Annotated in this window: 16 protein-coding genes; 8 read left to right on the plus strand and 8 right to left on the minus strand. The window is 63.7% G+C overall.

What is annotated here, in order from left to right; translation table 11 throughout:
• Positions 1 to 16: 16 nt before the first annotated feature.
• Both PQQ51_RS01330 and pdxH read right to left on the minus strand, forming a co-directional pair.
• Positions 17 to 1,231: a class I SAM-dependent methyltransferase gene (locus PQQ51_RS01330; RefSeq protein ID WP_408494133.1), complete on the minus strand. Its 1,215-nt coding sequence runs from the start codon at positions 1,229 to 1,231 to the stop codon at positions 17 to 19.
• A gap of 143 nt (positions 1,232 to 1,374) precedes the next feature.
• Positions 1,375 to 2,016, minus strand: coding sequence for a pyridoxamine 5'-phosphate oxidase (gene pdxH, locus PQQ51_RS01335; RefSeq protein ID WP_408494135.1), 642 nt, complete (start codon positions 2,014 to 2,016; stop codon positions 1,375 to 1,377).
• Positions 2,017 to 2,232: 216 nt separating this feature from the next.
• Here pdxH and tcdA point away from each other — a divergent pair, with 216 nt between their 5' ends.
• On the plus strand, positions 2,233 to 3,090 hold the full coding sequence (gene tcdA / locus PQQ51_RS01340; protein ID WP_408494137.1) for a tRNA cyclic N6-threonylcarbamoyladenosine(37) synthase TcdA: 858 nt from the start codon (positions 2,233 to 2,235) through the stop codon (positions 3,088 to 3,090).
• 65 nt (positions 3,091 to 3,155) lie between these two features.
• Here the strand turns inward: tcdA and trxA are convergent, their stop codons facing one another.
• Both trxA and PQQ51_RS01350 read right to left on the minus strand, forming a co-directional pair.
• Positions 3,156 to 4,004, minus strand: coding sequence for a thioredoxin (gene trxA, locus PQQ51_RS01345; protein ID WP_408494139.1), 849 nt, complete (start codon positions 4,002 to 4,004; stop codon positions 3,156 to 3,158).
• Positions 4,005 to 4,059: 55 nt separating this feature from the next.
• Positions 4,060 to 4,941 (minus strand): pirin family protein, encoded by an 882-nt coding sequence (locus tag PQQ51_RS01350; protein ID WP_408494141.1) that lies wholly within the window; start codon positions 4,939 to 4,941, stop codon positions 4,060 to 4,062.
• A gap of 181 nt (positions 4,942 to 5,122) precedes the next feature.
• Between PQQ51_RS01350 and PQQ51_RS01355 the strand changes: the two genes are divergently transcribed.
• On the plus strand, positions 5,123 to 6,004 hold the full coding sequence (locus tag PQQ51_RS01355; RefSeq protein ID WP_408494143.1) for an EamA family transporter: 882 nt from the start codon (positions 5,123 to 5,125) through the stop codon (positions 6,002 to 6,004).
• A gap of 82 nt (positions 6,005 to 6,086) precedes the next feature.
• Here the strand turns inward: PQQ51_RS01355 and PQQ51_RS01360 are convergent, their stop codons facing one another.
• Both PQQ51_RS01360 and tsaE read right to left on the minus strand, forming a co-directional pair.
• Complete coding sequence (locus PQQ51_RS01360; RefSeq protein ID WP_408494145.1) at positions 6,087 to 7,712, minus strand: N-acetylmuramoyl-L-alanine amidase; 1,626 nt, start codon at positions 7,710 to 7,712, stop codon at positions 6,087 to 6,089.
• Positions 7,694 to 8,305 (minus strand): tRNA (adenosine(37)-N6)-threonylcarbamoyltransferase complex ATPase subunit type 1 TsaE, encoded by a 612-nt coding sequence (tsaE, locus tag PQQ51_RS01365; RefSeq protein ID WP_408494147.1) that lies wholly within the window; start codon positions 8,303 to 8,305, stop codon positions 7,694 to 7,696. The genes PQQ51_RS01360 and tsaE overlap by 19 nt, the downstream gene beginning before the upstream one ends.
• Positions 8,306 to 8,322: 17 nt before the next feature.
• Between tsaE and queG the strand changes: the two genes are divergently transcribed.
• From queG to xerD, 3 genes are all read left to right on the plus strand, one after another.
• A complete protein-coding gene (queG, locus tag PQQ51_RS01370) occupies positions 8,323 to 9,600 on the plus strand; it encodes a tRNA epoxyqueuosine(34) reductase QueG (RefSeq protein ID WP_408494149.1) in 1,278 nt (425 codons plus the stop codon).
• A 120-nt stretch (positions 9,601 to 9,720) separates the two neighbouring features.
• Entirely contained in the window at positions 9,721 to 10,191 is a 471-nt protein-coding gene (locus PQQ51_RS01375) for a methylated-DNA--[protein]-cysteine S-methyltransferase (protein ID WP_408494151.1), read from the plus strand.
• Positions 10,188 to 11,123 (plus strand): site-specific tyrosine recombinase XerD, encoded by a 936-nt coding sequence (gene xerD / locus PQQ51_RS01380; protein ID WP_408494153.1) that lies wholly within the window; start codon positions 10,188 to 10,190, stop codon positions 11,121 to 11,123. Before PQQ51_RS01375 ends, xerD begins: the two co-directional genes overlap by 4 nt.
• 63 nt (positions 11,124 to 11,186) lie before the next feature.
• Here xerD and PQQ51_RS01385 read toward each other — a convergent pair whose 3' ends face one another.
• Positions 11,187 to 12,749 (minus strand): class I adenylate-forming enzyme family protein, encoded by a 1,563-nt coding sequence (locus tag PQQ51_RS01385; protein WP_408494155.1) that lies wholly within the window; start codon positions 12,747 to 12,749, stop codon positions 11,187 to 11,189.
• A 140-nt stretch (positions 12,750 to 12,889) separates the two neighbouring features.
• Here PQQ51_RS01385 and ybaK point away from each other — a divergent pair, with 140 nt between their 5' ends.
• Positions 12,890 to 13,381 carry a Cys-tRNA(Pro) deacylase gene (ybaK, locus tag PQQ51_RS01390; RefSeq protein ID WP_408494157.1) on the plus strand — a complete coding sequence of 164 codons (492 nt, stop codon included), beginning with the start codon at positions 12,890 to 12,892 and terminating at the stop codon, positions 13,379 to 13,381.
• A gap of 125 nt (positions 13,382 to 13,506) precedes the next feature.
• A complete protein-coding gene (plsY, locus tag PQQ51_RS01395; RefSeq protein WP_408494159.1) occupies positions 13,507 to 14,145 on the plus strand; it encodes a glycerol-3-phosphate 1-O-acyltransferase PlsY in 639 nt (212 codons plus the stop codon).
• A gap of 135 nt (positions 14,146 to 14,280) precedes the next feature.
• On the opposite strand, the gene PQQ51_RS01400 is transcribed toward plsY, so the two are convergent.
• Positions 14,281 to 14,766, minus strand: a complete 486-nt coding sequence (locus PQQ51_RS01400) for a YajQ family cyclic di-GMP-binding protein (protein ID WP_408494161.1) — start codon at positions 14,764 to 14,766, stop codon at positions 14,281 to 14,283.
• A 203-nt stretch (positions 14,767 to 14,969) separates the two neighbouring features.
• Between PQQ51_RS01400 and murB the strand changes: the two genes are divergently transcribed.
• Positions 14,970 to 16,010 (plus strand): UDP-N-acetylmuramate dehydrogenase, encoded by a 1,041-nt coding sequence (gene murB / locus PQQ51_RS01405; RefSeq protein WP_408494163.1) that lies wholly within the window; start codon positions 14,970 to 14,972, stop codon positions 16,008 to 16,010.
• Positions 16,011 to 16,166 lie beyond the last annotated feature (156 nt).

A 16,166-nucleotide genomic window follows, 5' to 3' on the forward strand; every position in this document is an offset into this window, starting at 1 on the left:
GCCGCGGCGCAATCTATCACAGCGTTTTGTCGTACATATAACGGCGCGACCACGGCAGGGTTTTGGCGCTGCGGCCCGCTTTGCGGCATACCACCTGGTAGATCGACACGTCGTCGTTTTCGAACGCATATGCGCAACCGGCCAGATACACGCGCCAGATGCGGAATTTTTCGTCGTCGACGAGCTTGCGTGCTTCGTCCGCGCGCGCCTCGAAGTTTTCCGCCCAGATGTCCAGCGTGTGCGCATAGTGACGGCGCAGGCTTTCGACGTCAACCGCTTCGAGCCCGCCGCGTTGCATCGCTTCGAGCGCGAGGCTGATGTGCGGCAGTTCGCCGTCCGGGAACACGTAGCGGTCGATGAACTCGCCGCCGCCCAGTGCGGTTTCGCCGCTGTCCGAATCGCTCGACGTGATGCCGTGGTTCATCGCGACGCCGTCGTCGACCAGCAGGTCGCGAATCTTCTGGAAGTAGCCCGGCAGATTCTTGCGGCCCACATGCTCGAACATGCCGACGCTCGTGATCCGGTCGAACTGGCCGTCGACGTCGCGATAATCCTGCAGACGAATCTCGATCTTGTCTTCGAGACCGGCGGCCTTCACGCGCGCGGTGGCCAGATCGAACTGGTTCTGCGACAACGTCACGCCCACACACTGCGCGCCGAACTTCGACGCCGCGCGCAGCACGAGCGCGCCCCAGCCGCAGCCGATGTCGAGCAGACGCTGCCCGGGCTGCAACTGGATCTTGGTGAGGATGTGGTCGATCTTCTTGATCTGCGCGGTGGCGAGGTCTTCGTCGCCGTTCTCGAAGTACGCACACGAGTACACCATGTTCTCGTCGAGCCACAACTGATAGAACTCGTTCGAGACGTCGTAGTGATACTGGATCGCCTTCTTGTCCGACGACTTCGAGTGATTGAAGTAGCGTCGTACGCGCGCCAGCTTGCTCGCACTGGTGACGGTGCTGCGCGCAAGCGAATAGCCGATATTGATGATGTCCGACAGCTTGCCTTCGATGTCGATCTTGCCCTTCACGTAAGCCTCGCCAAGATTGTCGAGGCTCGGTTCGAGCAGGTAAGGCAGCGCCGTGGCGCTTTTGACATGCAGCGTGACCCGAGGCGCGGCAAACTGCCCGAAGTCGTGTTGCTGGCCGTCCCACAGCACAAGACGTGCAGGCAGGTTAGCCGTGGTTTTTACGTCTTCCACCCACTGCGCCAGCTTCTTCTCCCAGAACATGTGATTTCTCCGTGTCCGTTGAACTAAAGCAAAGCCTGTGTGGATTGCTGCTCATCGTGCGGCCCGACTCCTATGCCGCGAAGCGCAATCCGGCCGGCGCGCGCGGCTGCTTCGGCTGCGCGCGTACGGTGTTGTATTCAGATTCAAGGCGATAGGCGGGAGATTTGCCAGTCGCTAGTTTCGCTTGAACGTGTGTAGAGCAGACGGTCGTGCAGACGCGACGGCCGGCCCTGCCAGAATTCGATTGCTTCGGGCACCAAACGATAACCGCCCCAGTGCGGAGGGCGCGGCGGTTGGTCGCCGTATTGCAGGCTGATTTCGCGTTCGCGTGTTTCGAGCTGCGAACGGCTTTCAATTACCTGACTCTGATTGGACGCCCATGCGCCGATCCGTGAACCGAGCGGACGTGACGCGAAATAGGCATCGCTTTCTTCCGCGCTCGTTTTGACGACGCGGCCTTCGATACGCACCTGGCGTTCGAGTTCGATCCAGTAGAACAGCAGGCTCGCGAAGGGATTCGCGTTGAGTTCGCGGCCCTTGCGACTTTCGTAATTAGTGAAGAACACGAAGCCGCGTTCGTCGACAACCTTGATCAGCACGATGCGCGCCGAAGGCCGGCCGCGCGAATCCACCGTGGCGAGCGTCATCGTATTCGGCTCGGGTAGCTGGGCGTCGACAGCTTGTTGAAACCATTCGTCGAACTGGCGAAATGGATCAGGGTCGATATCGGCCGCGTCCAGAGAACCCAGTGAATAGTTTTTTCGAAGTTCGGCGAGTGAGGTCATGTTCTTATGCGAACGCTACAGTCAGTCCAGTATAGCTAAGGAGAAAATTTTTTGCGCGCAGCCGGGCCAACGCTTCACCCGGTTTGCCGCTTGTGTTCCGATGCGTGCGGTCATGCGAATCGATGCGATCAGGCAAAATACGGGCTGCGGGCGTGTGCGAGCGCTAGCGCTTTCTGTTTTGCCCACTGTTTTTCCGTATCCACCGAGCCCGTCACCATGTCAAGCACTGCCGCGCAATCCGATCTTACTACCACCCTCGACGGGAGCGAAACCGCCGACCGCGCGCGGCGCTTCGGCGGCATCGCCCGTCTCTATGGCGCGCCCGCGCTGGCCGCATTCGAAGGCGCACATGTCGCGGTGATCGGTATCGGCGGAGTGGGGTCGTGGGTGGCGGAAGCGTTGGCGCGCAGCGCGCTCGGCACGCTGACGCTGATCGATCTCGACAACGTTGCCGAGAGCAACACTAACCGGCAGATCCACGCACTCGACGGCAACTACGGAAAACCGAAGGTCGAGGCGATGGCCGAACGGATCGCGGCGATCAATCCGTTCTGCGATGTGCGGCTGATCGAAGACTTCGTGGAGCCGGATAATTTCGCTGCGACGCTCGGCGGTGGTTTCGATTACGTGATCGATGCGATCGACAGCGTGCGCACCAAGACCGCGTTGATCGCATGGTGTGTCGAGCGCAATCAGCCGTTGATCACGGTGGGCGGCGCGGGCGGCCAACTGGACCCGACGCGCATCCGTATCGACGATCTCGCGCTGACGATTCAGGACCCGCTGCTCTCGAAGGTGCGCGGACAACTGCGCAAACAGCACGGCTTTCCGCGCGGTCCGAAAGCGAAGTTCAAGGTGAGCGCGGTGTATTCCGACGAGCCGCTGATCTATCCCGAGGTGGCCGTCTGCGATATCGACGAAGAAGCGGAACACGTGAGCACGTCGCCGGGCCATACGGGGCCGGTCGGTCTCAACTGTGCGGGATTCGGTTCGAGCGTATGCGTGACCGCGAGCTTTGGTTTTGCCGCAGCCGCGCATGTGTTGCGAGCGTTGGCGAAACAGGCGGCGGGGTGAGGGTTTTGCTGCAGGTGCGGCCAGCGCCGCACCTGAATTTCTGAAAGCGTAAAGCAGCGCTCGGGTTAGTACAGCAGCGCGCTCAGCTTGCGGCGCCATTGCGACACCAGTTGCGGTTGATGCGAGGCGAGATCGAACACCGACAACATCGTCTTGCGGCCGATATCGTCGCGGAACGTGCGGTCGCGTTGCACGATCGCGAGCAGATGCTCCAGCGCGCCTTCGTACTTCAAACGGGCGATCAACGCGCTAGCCAGATCGAAGCGCGCTTCGAGATCGTCCGGATTCGCGGCAACTTTCGCTTCGAGCGCATCGGTGGGCGGCAGATCGGCGGCGGCGTCGACGGCATCCAGACGCGTCTTGATCGCATTGAAGCGCGCGTCGATCCCTTGTGTGGTTTTCGGCGACAGCAGGTCGACTTCGCTGCGCGCTTCGTCGATGCGTTCGTCTTCCAGCAGCAATTCGATGCGGTCCATCCGTGCTTCGTCGAAGCCCGGGTCGTAGGCGAGCGCGGCCTGCAGCGCTTCGTATGCGTCTTCGCGACGGCCTTCGGCGAGCGCCGCCTGCGCGTCGACGCGCGCGGCTTCCGGTCCTTGCGGCACGAGACGATCGAGAAACTCGCGCAGTTGCCCTTCAGGCAATACGCCGATGAACTGATCGACCGGGCGGCCGTCGGCAAACGCCATCACGTGCGGAATGCTGCGCACCTGAAAATGCGCGGCCAGTTCCTGATTCTCGTCGACGTTGACCTTCACCAGCTTCCATTTGCCGGCCGCTTCGGCTTCGAGCTTTTCGAGCATCGGACCGAGCGTTTTGCAGGGGCCGCACCAAGGCGCCCAGAAGTCGACCAGCACAGGGGCCAGGGTCGACGCCGTAATCACGTCCTGTTCGAATGTGGCCAGAGTGGTGTCCATTGCGTCCTCGTGGATAAAACAGATGTTCGTTCAGTTGGGGTCAAAGCGGGGAATTTCAATGGCCCTTGCGCTCGGGCAAAGGAATCCACTCGGTTTCTCCCGGCACCGTGCCCATTTCCTGATGGGTCCACGCGAGCTTCGCGGCCTCGATTTTCTCGCGCGAACTCGCGACGAAATTCCATTCGATGAAGCGCTCGCCGTCCAGTTTCTCGCCGCCCAGCAGCATCACGCGCGCGCCGTTGGTGCTGGCGAGCGTGACGGTTTCGTCGAGTGCCAGCACGGCCATCTGGCCTGCTTCGAGCGGCGTGCCGTCGATTTCCAGATCGCCGTCCACCAGATAGACGCCGCGTTCCTCGTGCTCCGGTTCGAACGCGAACGCGCTGCCCGGCGCGAAAAGTGCGCACACGTACAGCGTGCCGGAGAATGTCGTGACCGGCGAAGTCGCGCCGAACGCGGTGCCCGCGATCACATGCAGCCGCACGCCATTGCGCTCGATCACGGGCAGCGTATCCGCCGCGTGATGCTCGAACGACGGCTCCACTTCTTCGTCTTCGAGCGGCAGCGCGACCCAGGTCTGGATTCCGTGCATGGCGAGGCCGCTCGCGCGGTCCTCCGCGGGCGTGCGTTCCGAATGGACGATGCCGCGGCCGGCCGTCATCCAGTTGACGTCGCCGGGGACGATCTTCTGCTCGGAGCCGAGGCTGTCGCGATGCATGATCGCGCCTTCGAACAGGTACGTGACGGTGGCGAGGCCGATGTGAGGATGCGGACGCACGTCGAGGCCGACGCCCGGTTCGAGCCGCGCGGGGCCCATGTGGTCGAAGAAAATGAACGGGCCGATCAGACGGGCGGCCATGGCCGGCAGCACGCGCCGCACGGTCAGACTGCCGACGTCGCGCAGATGCGGCTTGAGGACGGCTTTGATCGAGGAAGACATGGGCAGGCTCGGCTTGTGGGAGGGGGTTGGATTTTTGGGGCGATTGTCGATTCTACTGCGCTGGGTGGAATGCTGACGGCTCGCCGCCGTTGCCTGTCTCCGGGAACCCGTAGCGTGCGGGTTCGCTGGGCGTTTCCTCGTCCGCTAAACTGGCGGATCGAACAAAAAACTGGAGACCGGGATGTCACCCAGGGACTTGCTGCTCGCGCTGGTCGTGGTCGTTGCGTGGGGCGTCAATTTCGTCGTGATCAAGGTGGGGCTGCACGGTGTGCCGCCGATGCTGCTCGGCGCCTTGCGCTTCACGCTCGCCGCGGTGCCGGCGGTGTTCTTCGTCAAACGTCCGCAGATGCCGTTGCGCTGGCTGTTCGCGTACGGGTTGACCATCTCGTTCGGCCAGTTCGCGTTCCTGTTCTCGGCGATGTATGTCGGCATGCCGGCCGGTCTCGCGTCGCTGGTGTTGCAGGCGCAGGCGTTTTTCACGCTGATTTTCGCGGCGCTGTTTCTGCATGAGCGGTTTCGTTTGCCGAACGTCGTCGGCCTGTTGATCGCCGCAGGCGGACTCGCGGTGATCGGCCTGCAAGGCGGCCATGCGATGACGCTCGCCGGTTTCGTGCTGACCCTGTGCGCCGCGTGCTCGTGGGCGCTCGGCAACATCGTCACGAAGAAGGTCGGCAACGTCGATCTGGTCGGGCTGGTGGTGTGGGGCAGCCTGATTCCGCCGTTGCCGTTCTTCGCGCTGTCGTATGCGCTCGAAGGGCCGCAGCGGATCGTCACGGCGCTTGCCGGAATCAGCGCGATGTCGATCTTCGCGATCGTTTACCTCGCGTTCATCGCGACATTGATTGGTTATGGATTGTGGAGCCGCTTGCTGTCGCGCTATCCGGCGAGCCAGGTCGCGCCGTTTTCGTTGCTCGTGCCGATTGTCGGGCTGGCGTCCGCGTCGCTGTTTCTGGATGAGCAATTGTCCGCGGCGCAGATTGCCGGCGCGTTGCTGGTGATGGCGGGGTTGGCCGTGAACGTGTTCGGTGGTTGGGTGATGCAGCGGCTTGCGCCCGCGCGTTGACCTTGATGAGCCCGATGAACAAGCTTCGCTGCGCGATATGAAAAACGGCCGCGTTTGAGCGGCCGTTTTTCACGTGCTTGCCTCACGTCATGCGACTCTTCGCCAACGGCGGGTTCGCTGCGAAATAGCGCTTGATGCCGGTCATGATCGCATCGGCCATTTTCTCGCGATACGCGTCGTCGTTCAGGCGGCGCTCTTCATCCGGGTTGCTGATGAACGCCGTTTCCACGAGGATCGACGGAATGTCCGGCGCCTTCAGCACCGCGAACCCCGCCTGTTCGACCGAGCCCTTGTGCAGCTTATTGATGCCGCCGATTTCCTTCAGCACGAAGTTGCCGTAGCGCATCGAGTCGCGAATCTGCGCGGTGGTCGACATGTCGAACAGCGCACGGTTGACGGTGGCGTCGGCGGATTTGATGTTGATCCCGCCGATCTGGTCCGACGAGTTCTCCTTGTTCGCCATCCAGCGCGCAGCGGCGCTCGACGCGCCATGCTCCGACAACGCGAACACCGACGAGCCTTTCGCGTCCGGCGTGGTGAACGCGTCTGCGTGAATCGACACGAACAGGTCCGCGCCGACTCGCCGCGCCTTCTGCACGCGCACGTTGAGCGGCACGAAGAAGTCGGCGTCGCGGGTCATCATCGCGCGCATGTTCGGCTGGCCGTCGATCTTCGCGCGCAGTTTCTTCGCGATGTCGAGTGCGACGTGCTTCTCGTACGTGCCCGAGCCGCCGATCGCGCCGGGGTCTTCGCCGCCGTGACCCGGATCGATCGCGACGGTCAACAGGCGCACCGTGTTGCTCTTGCCGGTCTTCGGGTTGGTGAATGCGTAGTTGTCGCCGCCATCGTCGTCGCTGCTGCCGAGGGTGCTGCCACTCGTGCTGCCCGGGGTGCTTCCGCTCATGCCGCCAGCGGCGGCACCCGCGCCGGCGCCCTTGTTGTTGCGCGCGATCGCGACAGGCGGCACGACCGGCGCCGCCAGCTTGCCGAGGATCGGCGGCATGGGCGTGGGCGTCAGATGCGCCGGCGGATGCGGCACGCCGGACGCGCTGCCGCCACCACCGCCACCGTTCTGCGCGTAGCGCTCGAAAAACGCTTCGCTGTTGTCGGCGGTTGGGGGCGTGGTGCCGGGGCCGCTCAGCGTGGCGGGCGGCGCGCTGTTTTCGTCGAGCGTCTGTTGCTTGCGCTCGGTCTGTGCGAGCAGATCCATCAGCGGATCGGGTGCGACGGCGGGGTACAGGTCGAACACCAGCCGGTATTTGTACGCGCCGACCGGCGGCAACGTGAACACCTGCGGCTTCACCGAACCCTTCAGGTCGAACACCATGCGCACCACGTGCGGCTGATATTGACCGACCCGCACCGACTGGATCTGCGGATCGTTCGGCGTGATCTTCGACACGAGGTCTTTCAGCGACTGATCGAGATCGAGCCCGCTCAGATCGACCACCAGCCGGTCGGGACCTTGCAGCAATTGCTGCGCGTTCTGCAAAGGCTGGTCCGATTCGATCGTCACGCGGGTGTAGTCGCGTGCCGGCCAGACGCGCACGCCCAGCACCGAACTGGCCAGCGCAAGACGCGGTGCGACGAGCCCGAGCATCAGCGTGGACGCGCCCGCGCGCAGAATCTGCCGGCGCCGCCAGTTATGCGTTGCGGTAGCCGCCGATTCGATCGAGCGGAACGGTTTGATCAACATCTTTCGAGACATGCCTTTCCTGATTCGCTGTAGGCCCGGGCGACGAGCACCCGGCCGTCCGCCTCGTTGCGGCTGTCCAGCTCGAGTGAGAAGACGAGATCCGGCACGCCTAGAAGACGCCCGGCGCGTTGCGGCCATTCGACAAGGCAGATCGCGCCGCTGTCGAAGTACTCGCGAAAACCCGCGTCGGCCCATTCGGCCGGATCGGTGAATCTGTACAGATCGAAGTGATAGAGCGCGAGTTCCCCTGAGGGTCGTTCGAGCACGTAGGGTTCGACGAGCGTGTACGTGGGACTGCGCACCCGGCCGCTATGGCCGAGGCCGCGCAAGGTCGCGCGCACGAGCGTGGTTTTGCCGGCGCCGAGATCGCCGATGAGCTGGACCTGCAGACCGTCGAACGCCGCCTTGCTGTTTGCGTCCGGCGCGTTGTTCTCGCCTTGCGCGTGTTCATCCGCGTTGCGATGCGCCGCTTCGCGCACGCTTTCGATCGCCTGCGCGAAGCGTGCGCCGAACGCATTCGTGGCGGCTTCGTCCGCGAGCGCGAACGTGCGTTCGAAGAGGACAGGCGCGGACGGTTGGATCGCGAGATCGGGATTGACGGGCATTCTCGTAAAATGGCGTGATGAACCGAAGTCCGGAGTCCCCCGTTGCCTGCACGCCCGCATCTACCGACGATGCGCGTGCCGAGCGTCGTTTCGATGAAGCGGCGCTGAGCACGCTTGCGCTGAACATCAAAACATGGGGCCGTGAACTGGGTTTCGCAGGGATCGGTATCAGCGATACCGATCTCTCTGCTGCCGAAGCGCCGCTTGCAGCGTGGCTGGAAGCGGGGTGCCACGGCGAGATGGATTATATGGCGAAACACGGGATGAAACGCGCGCGGCCCGCCGAGCTTGTGGCCGGTACGCGACGTGTGATTACCGCGCGCATCGCTTATCTGCCCGCGCAGACGTTGAGCGGAAAGCCCGGCGAAAGCGCTTTGGAGGATCGCGGCGCAGAGCATGCGACGCCTGCTGCGGCGCTCCCGCCGCTCCCGCCGCACGACTGGCGCGCGGCCGAACATGCCAGGCTCGCGGATCCGTCGGCCGCGGTGGTGTCGATTTATGCGCGCGGCCGCGACTATCACAAGGTGATGCGCAACCGTCTGCAGCAACTGGCCGACAGGATCGAAACAGAGATCGGCGCGTTCGGCTACCGCGTCTTCACCGATTCGGCGCCGGTGCTCGAAGTGGAGCTCGCGCAGAAGGCCGGCCTCGGCTGGCGCGGCAAACATACGCTGCTGTTGCAGCGCGACGCGGGCTCGCTGTTCTTCCTCGGCGAAATCTATGTCGACGTGCCGTTGCCCACCGACGCCGAAACTTCCCCTGAAACCGCGCCTGAAACACCCGGCGCGCATTGCGGCAGTTGCACGCGCTGCATCGGCGCATGTCCGACCGGTGCGATCGTCGCGCCGTATAAGGTCGATGCGCGCCTGTGCATCTCGTACCTGACGATCGAGCTGAAGGGCAGCATCCCGCTGGACATGCGTCCGTTGATCGGCAATCGCGTGTATGGCTGCGACGATTGTCAACTCGTGTGTCCATGGAACAAGTTCGCGCAGGCCGCGCCGGTCGCCGATTTCGATGTGCGGCATGGGCTCGATCGCGCGTCGCTGGTGGAGTTGTTCGCGTGGAGCGCGGACGATTTCGACACGCGCATGCAGGGCAGTGCGATTCGTCGCATCGGCTATGAGAGCTGGCTGCGCAATCTTGCTGTTGGGATGGGGAATGCGTTGCGGGCCTCGGGTGGAGCGCTGGGCGCGGAGGCTCGCGAGGGTATCGTCGATGCGCTGAGATCGCGTGCTGACGACCCATCCGCAGTAGTCCGCGAGCATGTGGAATGGGCATTGGAAGCAGCGTAAAGTAGCGGGATTCCGGCGGGCGTTTGCTGTTGGCGGCGTACCTGCATCCCATGCAGGTACGCTATCGCGCAACATGACAACGTAACGCAGTGCCGCGCCGCCAGTCACGGAGCAGCAATCATGTTCAACGCAGTAATCGATGCGCCCTTCGGCAAGGTCGGCATCCGCCTCGAGGGCGAGGCTGTGCGCGAGATCGTCTATTTGCCCGAGTCGATGCAGAGCGTCGCGCCCGACACGCCGCTTGCCGAGCAGGCGGTCGCGCAGATCGAGCGTTATTTCGAACTGGCTTCGGCGAAGTTCGACTTGCCGCTCGCGCCGGTCGGCACACCGTTCCAGAAGCGCGTGTGGGACGCGATCTGCAACATCCCGCCGGGCGTCGTGCTGACTTACGGCCAACTGGCGAAGCAGGTCGGCAGCATGCCGCGCGCGGTCGGGCAGGCATGCGGCTCCAACTATTTTCCGATTGTGATCCCGTGTCATCGGGTGGTGAGTTCGAGCGGCCTCGGCGGCTTCGCGCATCATGCTGAAGATGGGTTCTATCTCAACGTCAAGCGCTGGCTGCTGGCGCATGAAGGTCTTCCGTACGCATGAGCGACACCCTGGCTGACGACGCGCCCGTCGCGTCCCCTCTGTTTCTCGCGAGCACGGCATCGATCGATGCATTCTGCGACGCGTTGTGGCTCGAACACGGTTTGTCGCGCAACACGCTCGATGCATACCGGCGCGACTTGCGCCTGTTCTGCGAGTGGCTTGCTCATAGCCGCAATACGTCGCTCGACACCGCTTCGGAAGCCGATCTGAACGCGTACAGCGCAGCGCGTCAGAAAGACAAATCGACTTCGGCGAACCGGCGGCTCTCGGTGTTTCGCCGCTACTACGGTTGGGCGGTGCGAGAACATCGCGCGACAATCGATCCGACAGTACGCATTCGCTCAGCCAAACAGCCGCCGCGTTTTCCTTCGACGCTCACCGAGGCGCAAGTCGAAGCGCTGCTCGGCGCACCGGATATTGAGACCGCTTTGGGTCTGCGCGATCGCACGATGCTGGAATTGATGTACGCGAGCGGACTGCGCGTCACTGAACTCGTCACGCTGAAGACGGTGGAAGTCGGCCTGAACGAAGGCGTGGTGCGCGTGATGGGCAAGGGTTCGAAGGAGCGGCTGATCCCATTCGGCGAAGAAGCGCATGGCTGGATCGAACGCTATCTGCGCGAAGCGCGGCCCGCGCTGCTGGGCGCGCGCGCGAGCGATGCGCTGTTCGTGACTTCACGCGCCGAAGGGATGACGCGCCAGCAGTTCTGGAACATCATCAAGCGACATGCGGCGGCAGCCGACGTGCATGCGCCTTTGTCGCCGCACACGCTACGGCATGCGTTCGCGACGCACTTGCTGAACCACGGCGCCGATCTGCGTGTGGTGCAACTGCTGCTTGGGCATACCGATATCTCGACTACGCAGATCTATACCCACGTGGCCCGCGAGCGGTTGAAATCGCTGCATGCGCAGCATCATCCGCGGGGTTGAAGGTGAGCTGAGGGTGGACCGGGAGCCGTGAGCGGTGCCGCCTTCGTCACGGCAACCGCCGCACTAGACATACTCGCGCAACCGGTGCTTCAGAATCTTTCCGGTCGACGCGGCCGGCAGCGTGGCGAGCACCTTTACTTCGGCGGGGCGCTTATACGGCGCCAACCGTGCGCCACACCATGCAATCAACTCGGCGGGCGTTACCGTGGCGCCCGCCATGACTTCGACGAACGCAATCACCTCCTCGTTGCCCTCGACCGCGCGCCCGATCACCGCGGATTGCACCACGTGCGGATGCGCATTCAACGCCTGCTCGACTTCCGCGGGATACACGTTGAAGCCCGAGCGGATGATCAGCTCCTTGCTGCGCCCGACGATATGCAACGCGCCGTCCGGATCCTGGCGCGCGAGGTCGCCGGTTTTGAGCCAGCCGTCTTCAGTGACGGCGCTGCGCGTCTGCTCCGGATTGCGGTAGTAGCCGAGCATCACATTCGGACCGCGCACCCATAGCTCGCCGATTCTTCCCGGTGCCGCGTCGATGCCGTCGAACCCGACGAAACGCACATCGACCCCCGGAATCACCTCACCGACCGAGCAATCGCTTCGCGGCGCGTCGAGCATCGTGTGCGACACGGTCGGGCTGCTTTCAGTCATTCCATAGCCGTTGTGCAACGGCAGCCCGTAGACGCTTTCGACGTGAGCCTTCAACGCGGCGTCGAGCGGCGAGCCGCCCGAATAGGCGAAGCGCAGATGCGGCGCGGACCACGCGTGGCCCTGCGTGTGCAGATGCTCGAGCAGCTTCGCGTGCATCGCCGGGACGCCCTGGAAGATCGACACACGTTCTTCGGCAAGCGCGCGACGCACGGCTTCCGGCGCGAAACGCGGCACGAGCCGCAACGTGGCGCCCGCATGCAGGCTGCCGAGACACACGGACGCGAAACCGTACACGTGCGAGATCGGCAACACGGCGTAGACGACGTCGTCAGGGCCGACCTTGCGCAGGCGGCTCGAAACGGCGGCAATGAACAGCAGATTGCGGTGCGACAGCATCACGCCCTTCGGCGTGCCCGTGGTGCCGGTTGTGTAGATCAGCGCGGCGCACTGGCGCTCGCCGGTTACCTCGACGGGTTCGGCATGCGCCGTTGCGTCGACGGTGTACGACCATGCGCCGATGCCCGGCTCGATGGCCGGCGCTTCGACAGCCTGATGACGCAGTGCGTGCTGTTGCGCGTCGGCCGAGCTTTCCACCGCGTACGCAACGACCCGCGGTTGCGCATGCGCGCGGATCGCATCGAGTTCGGCGGCGGAAAGACGCGCGTTCGACACCAGCGCCCATGCGTCGAGCTTCGCGGCGGCGAACAGCAGCACGATCTGCGCGATGCTGTTTTCCGCGACGATCATCACGCGATCGCCGCCGCGCACGCCGAATCCGGCAAGCAGCGCGGCGGCGGCCTCGACCGCTTGCTGCAGTTGCGCGTTGGTCAGGCGGCGCGCGTCTTCGATCAGCGCGACATGCTGGGGATCACGCGCGGCGGCGAGCGCCGGAATCTCGGCGATCCGCGCGGGCAGCGCGGCCAGCAACGCGGGAATGTCGATGTCGTGGCGAATGGGTGAAGCGGCGCTCAATGCAAGTCTCCTGATCCGTTGATCGAGCCGGCATGCGTTGCACCGGATGATTTTCGAACGATCGTGCCACAATCGCCGGGCTCGAACAATTGGCCGAACGGCCAATAGCCGCTGTGCAAACTCGCCATTACAATGCGCCGATGAGCAAATCCAGACACGTCTCCGAAACGCCCGCGACACAGTTTCTGCGCCGTCACGGCGTCGCGTTCGGCGAACATCCTTACGACTACGTCGAGCACGGCGGTACCGCGGAGTCGGCGCGCCAGCTCGGCGTGGACGAGCATCACGTGGTCAAGACACTCGTGGTGGAAGACGAGCACGCAAAGCCGCTGATCGTTCTGATGCACGGCGATCGTACCGTCAGCACCAAAAATCTGGCGCGGCAGATCGGCGCGAAACGCGTCGAGCCGTGCAAGCCCGAGGTGGCGAACCGGCATTCCGGCTATCTGATCGGCGGCACGTCTCCATTCGGCACGCGCAAGCAGATGCCGGTGTACGTCGAGTCCACGATTCTGGAGCTGGACCAGATCTGGCTGAACGGCGGGCGGCGCGGTTTTCTCGTGAGCATCGCGCCGCGGGTTCTGACCGATTTGCTGGAGGCGAAGTCCGTGCAGTGCGCGAGCGTCGATTGACGTTTGCCTGAATGTCTTGCGAGCCGTCGGGTTCGGTAGAATGTGCGCCGCTCGGTTTCGTGTTGTTTGCCCTGTTGCGGTTAGGGTGTCGAGTGTCAGACCGCTGATCCTTATAAGAGTCCCCGATGCAAAACCTGATCGTTGCTGTCGTTGCCTACCTGATCGGCTCGGTGTCGTTCGCCGTGATCGTGAGCGCCGCGATGGGTCTCGACGACCCGCGCTCGTACGGTTCCGGCAATCCGGGCGCCACCAACGTGCTGCGCAGCGGCAGCAAGAAGGCCGCGATTCTCACGCTGATCGGCGATGCATTCAAAGGGTGGTTGCCGGTGTGGGTGGTCGTGCATTTCGGCGCGCGCTACGGGCTGGACGGTAACGCCGTGGCGCTTGCGTCGGTTGCCGTGTTTCTCGGTCACCTGTATCCGGTCTTCTTCCGCTTTCAGGGCGGCAAGGGCGTGGCGACCGCGGCGGGCGTGCTGCTCGCGATCAATCCGGTTCTCGGCGGCGCGACCCTGCTCACCTGGCTGATCGTTGCGTTCTTCACGCGCTATTCGTCGCTGGCGGCTTTGGCCGCAGCGGTGTTCGCGCCGCTGTTCGACGGCTTTCTGTTCGGGCCGAACATCGTCGCGCTGGCGATCGTCGTGATGAGTTCGCTGCTGGTGTGGCGCCATCGCGGCAATATCGCCAAGCTGATGCGCGGCGAGGAAAGCCGCATCGGCGACAAGAAGAAAGCCGCGGCGGCGCCGGCGAACGGCAACGAAAACTGAGTGTTGACGGGTGCCGCGCATGACTGGCGATTCCGAAGCTTCTTTTGCTGCTGACGCTTCGGATGCGTAGGGCGATCGACGCCCGTCTCGCGCTCGGCGCCGGACCACGAAGCCCCACGCCGACGCCGCGCTGCGTTAATCGCGGAAGTTGTTGAAGTCGAGCGGCGTGTCGGTCACGTCCTTGCGCAGCATCGCGATCACGCTTTGCAGATCGTCGCGCTTGCCGCCGGTGATACGCACGGCGTCGCCCTGAATGCTCGCCTGGACCTTGATTTTGCTGTCCTTCACGAGACGCACGATTTTCTTCGACAGGTCGCCGGACACGCCCTTCTTGATCTTGATGACCTGCTTGACCTTGTCGCCGCCGATCTTCTCGGTCTTGCCGTAGTCGAGGAAGCGCACGTCGACATTGCGCTTGGCCATTTTCGACACCAGTACGTCGGTGACCTGGCCGAGTTTGAAATCGTCGTCGGCATAGGCGGTAATTTCGCTTTCCTTTTGCTCGACGCGCGCGTCCGACCCTTTGAAGTCGAAGCGGGTTGAGATTTCCTTGTTGGACTGCTCGATCGCGTTCTTGACTTCGATCATGTTTGCTTCGCAGACGACGTCGAACGATGGCATTGCTTTCTCCCAATAGTGCTGCGGTGCGCGACGCGGCCGGTCGGCCGTTCGCGGGGCACTCGCTATAATCACGGACCGGACATCATTTTACCGACCCGGTTCTCTTTTGCCCAAGGCCGCCGCGCATTGTCGCGCGGCCGGAGCCCGAGGCGGGGTCAATTGCCGTTGTCTGTTTCATTTACCGTCGCATTCTTCCCGTTCCGATGTCCCAATCCGATTCCGCCGCATTGATTGCCGGCTATCCGCTGAAGGCGCATAACACCTTCGGCTTCGATGTTCGCGCGCAGTTTGCATGCCGGATCGAGCACGAGTCGCAACTGCTGGCCGCCGTGCGCGATCCGCGTGTGGCCGGTTTGCCGCGGCTGGTGCTGGGCGGCGGCAGCAACGTCGTGCTCACGCGCGACTTCGCCGGGCTGGCGTTGCTGGTTGCATTGCGAGGCCGCAAGCTGGTGCGCGAGGACGACGACGCGTGGTATGTCGAGGCGGCCGCCGGCGAGCCGTGGCACGACTTCGTTGCGTGGACGTTGGCGCAGGGACTGCCGGGGCTCGAGAATCTCGCGCTGATTCCGGGTACGGTCGGCGCGGCGCCGATTCAGAACATCGGCGCTTACGGGTTGGAGATGGGCGAGCGGTTTGCTTCGTTGCGGGCGGTGGAACTGGCCACGGGCGCCGTCGTCGAGCTCGACGCCGAGGCGTGTCAGTTCGGCTATCGCGACAGTTTTTTCAAGCGGGAAGGGCGGGATCGTTTCGTCATCGTTTCGGTCACTTTTCGTCTGCCGAAGGTCTGGACGCCGCGAGCGGGCTACGCGGATCTCGCGCGAGAGCTGGCCGCAAACGGCCACGCGGGTGCGCAGCCTGGCGCGCAGGCGATCTTCGACGCCGTGGTAGCGGTGCGCCGTGCGAAGCTGCCCGATCCGCTGGTACTCGGCAACGCGGGCAGTTTCTTCAAGAATCCGGTGGTGGACGCGGCACAGTCCGACGCGCTGAAGCTCAAGGAGCCCGATCTGGTCTCGTATCCGCAGGCGGATGGCCGGGTGAAGCTCGCGGCCGGTTGGCTGATCGATCGATGCGGCTGGAAAGGTCGTTCGATGGGTGCGGCGGCCGTGCACGAGCGACAGGCGCTGGTGCTGGTGAATCGCGGCGGAGCGAGCGGGGAGGACGTACTGGCGCTTGCGCAGGCGATTCAGCAGGATGTGCTGGCGCGGTTTGGCGTAAAGCTGGAAGCGGAGCCGGTCTGCTTGTGAAGCGTTGAACTCGTCATCAGCAGAGGGCGATGAAGAAAAAAGGCGCTGGGGAGTTATCTCCCCGCGCCTTTTTACATCAGTGCTTGTCGAACCACCGCCGTTTGCGTGGCGCTGAACGTGGATGCCTTGCCTCGTATTCAAGGCCCCGTCGCGCTA

This window comes from Paraburkholderia xenovorans, from assembly GCF_046030735.1.
In the GTDB taxonomy this organism is placed as follows: domain Bacteria; phylum Pseudomonadota; class Gammaproteobacteria; order Burkholderiales; family Burkholderiaceae; genus Paraburkholderia; species Paraburkholderia xenovorans_A.

Excerpts from the sequence above, each read along its gene's own strand:
- xerD (WP_408494153.1), top strand. The coding sequence starts at position 10,188 with ATGAGCGACACCCTGGCTGACGACGCGCCCGTCGCGTCCCCTCTGTTT.
- PQQ51_RS01400 (WP_408494161.1), bottom strand. The coding sequence starts at position 14,766 with ATGCCATCGTTCGACGTCGTCTGCGAAGCAAACATGATCGAAGTCAAG.
- PQQ51_RS01350 (WP_408494141.1), bottom strand. The coding sequence starts at position 4,941 with ATGTCTTCCTCGATCAAAGCCGTCCTCAAGCCGCATCTGCGCGACGTC.
- ybaK (WP_408494157.1), top strand. The coding sequence starts at position 12,890 with ATGAGCAAATCCAGACACGTCTCCGAAACGCCCGCGACACAGTTTCTG.
- tcdA (WP_408494137.1), top strand. The coding sequence starts at position 2,233 with ATGTCAAGCACTGCCGCGCAATCCGATCTTACTACCACCCTCGACGGG.
- murB (WP_408494163.1), top strand. The coding sequence starts at position 14,970 with ATGTCCCAATCCGATTCCGCCGCATTGATTGCCGGCTATCCGCTGAAG.
- plsY (WP_408494159.1), top strand. The coding sequence starts at position 13,507 with ATGCAAAACCTGATCGTTGCTGTCGTTGCCTACCTGATCGGCTCGGTG.
- queG (WP_408494149.1), top strand. The coding sequence starts at position 8,323 with ATGAACCGAAGTCCGGAGTCCCCCGTTGCCTGCACGCCCGCATCTACC.
- PQQ51_RS01375 (WP_408494151.1), top strand. The coding sequence starts at position 9,721 with ATGTTCAACGCAGTAATCGATGCGCCCTTCGGCAAGGTCGGCATCCGC.
- PQQ51_RS01360 (WP_408494145.1), bottom strand. The coding sequence starts at position 7,712 with ATGTCTCGAAAGATGTTGATCAAACCGTTCCGCTCGATCGAATCGGCG.
- pdxH (WP_408494135.1), bottom strand. The coding sequence starts at position 2,016 with ATGACCTCACTCGCCGAACTTCGAAAAAACTATTCACTGGGTTCTCTG.
- trxA (WP_408494139.1), bottom strand. The coding sequence starts at position 4,004 with ATGGACACCACTCTGGCCACATTCGAACAGGACGTGATTACGGCGTCG.
- PQQ51_RS01330 (WP_408494133.1), bottom strand. The coding sequence starts at position 1,231 with ATGTTCTGGGAGAAGAAGCTGGCGCAGTGGGTGGAAGACGTAAAAACC.
- tsaE (WP_408494147.1), bottom strand. The coding sequence starts at position 8,305 with ATGCCCGTCAATCCCGATCTCGCGATCCAACCGTCCGCGCCTGTCCTC.
- PQQ51_RS01355 (WP_408494143.1), top strand. The coding sequence starts at position 5,123 with ATGTCACCCAGGGACTTGCTGCTCGCGCTGGTCGTGGTCGTTGCGTGG.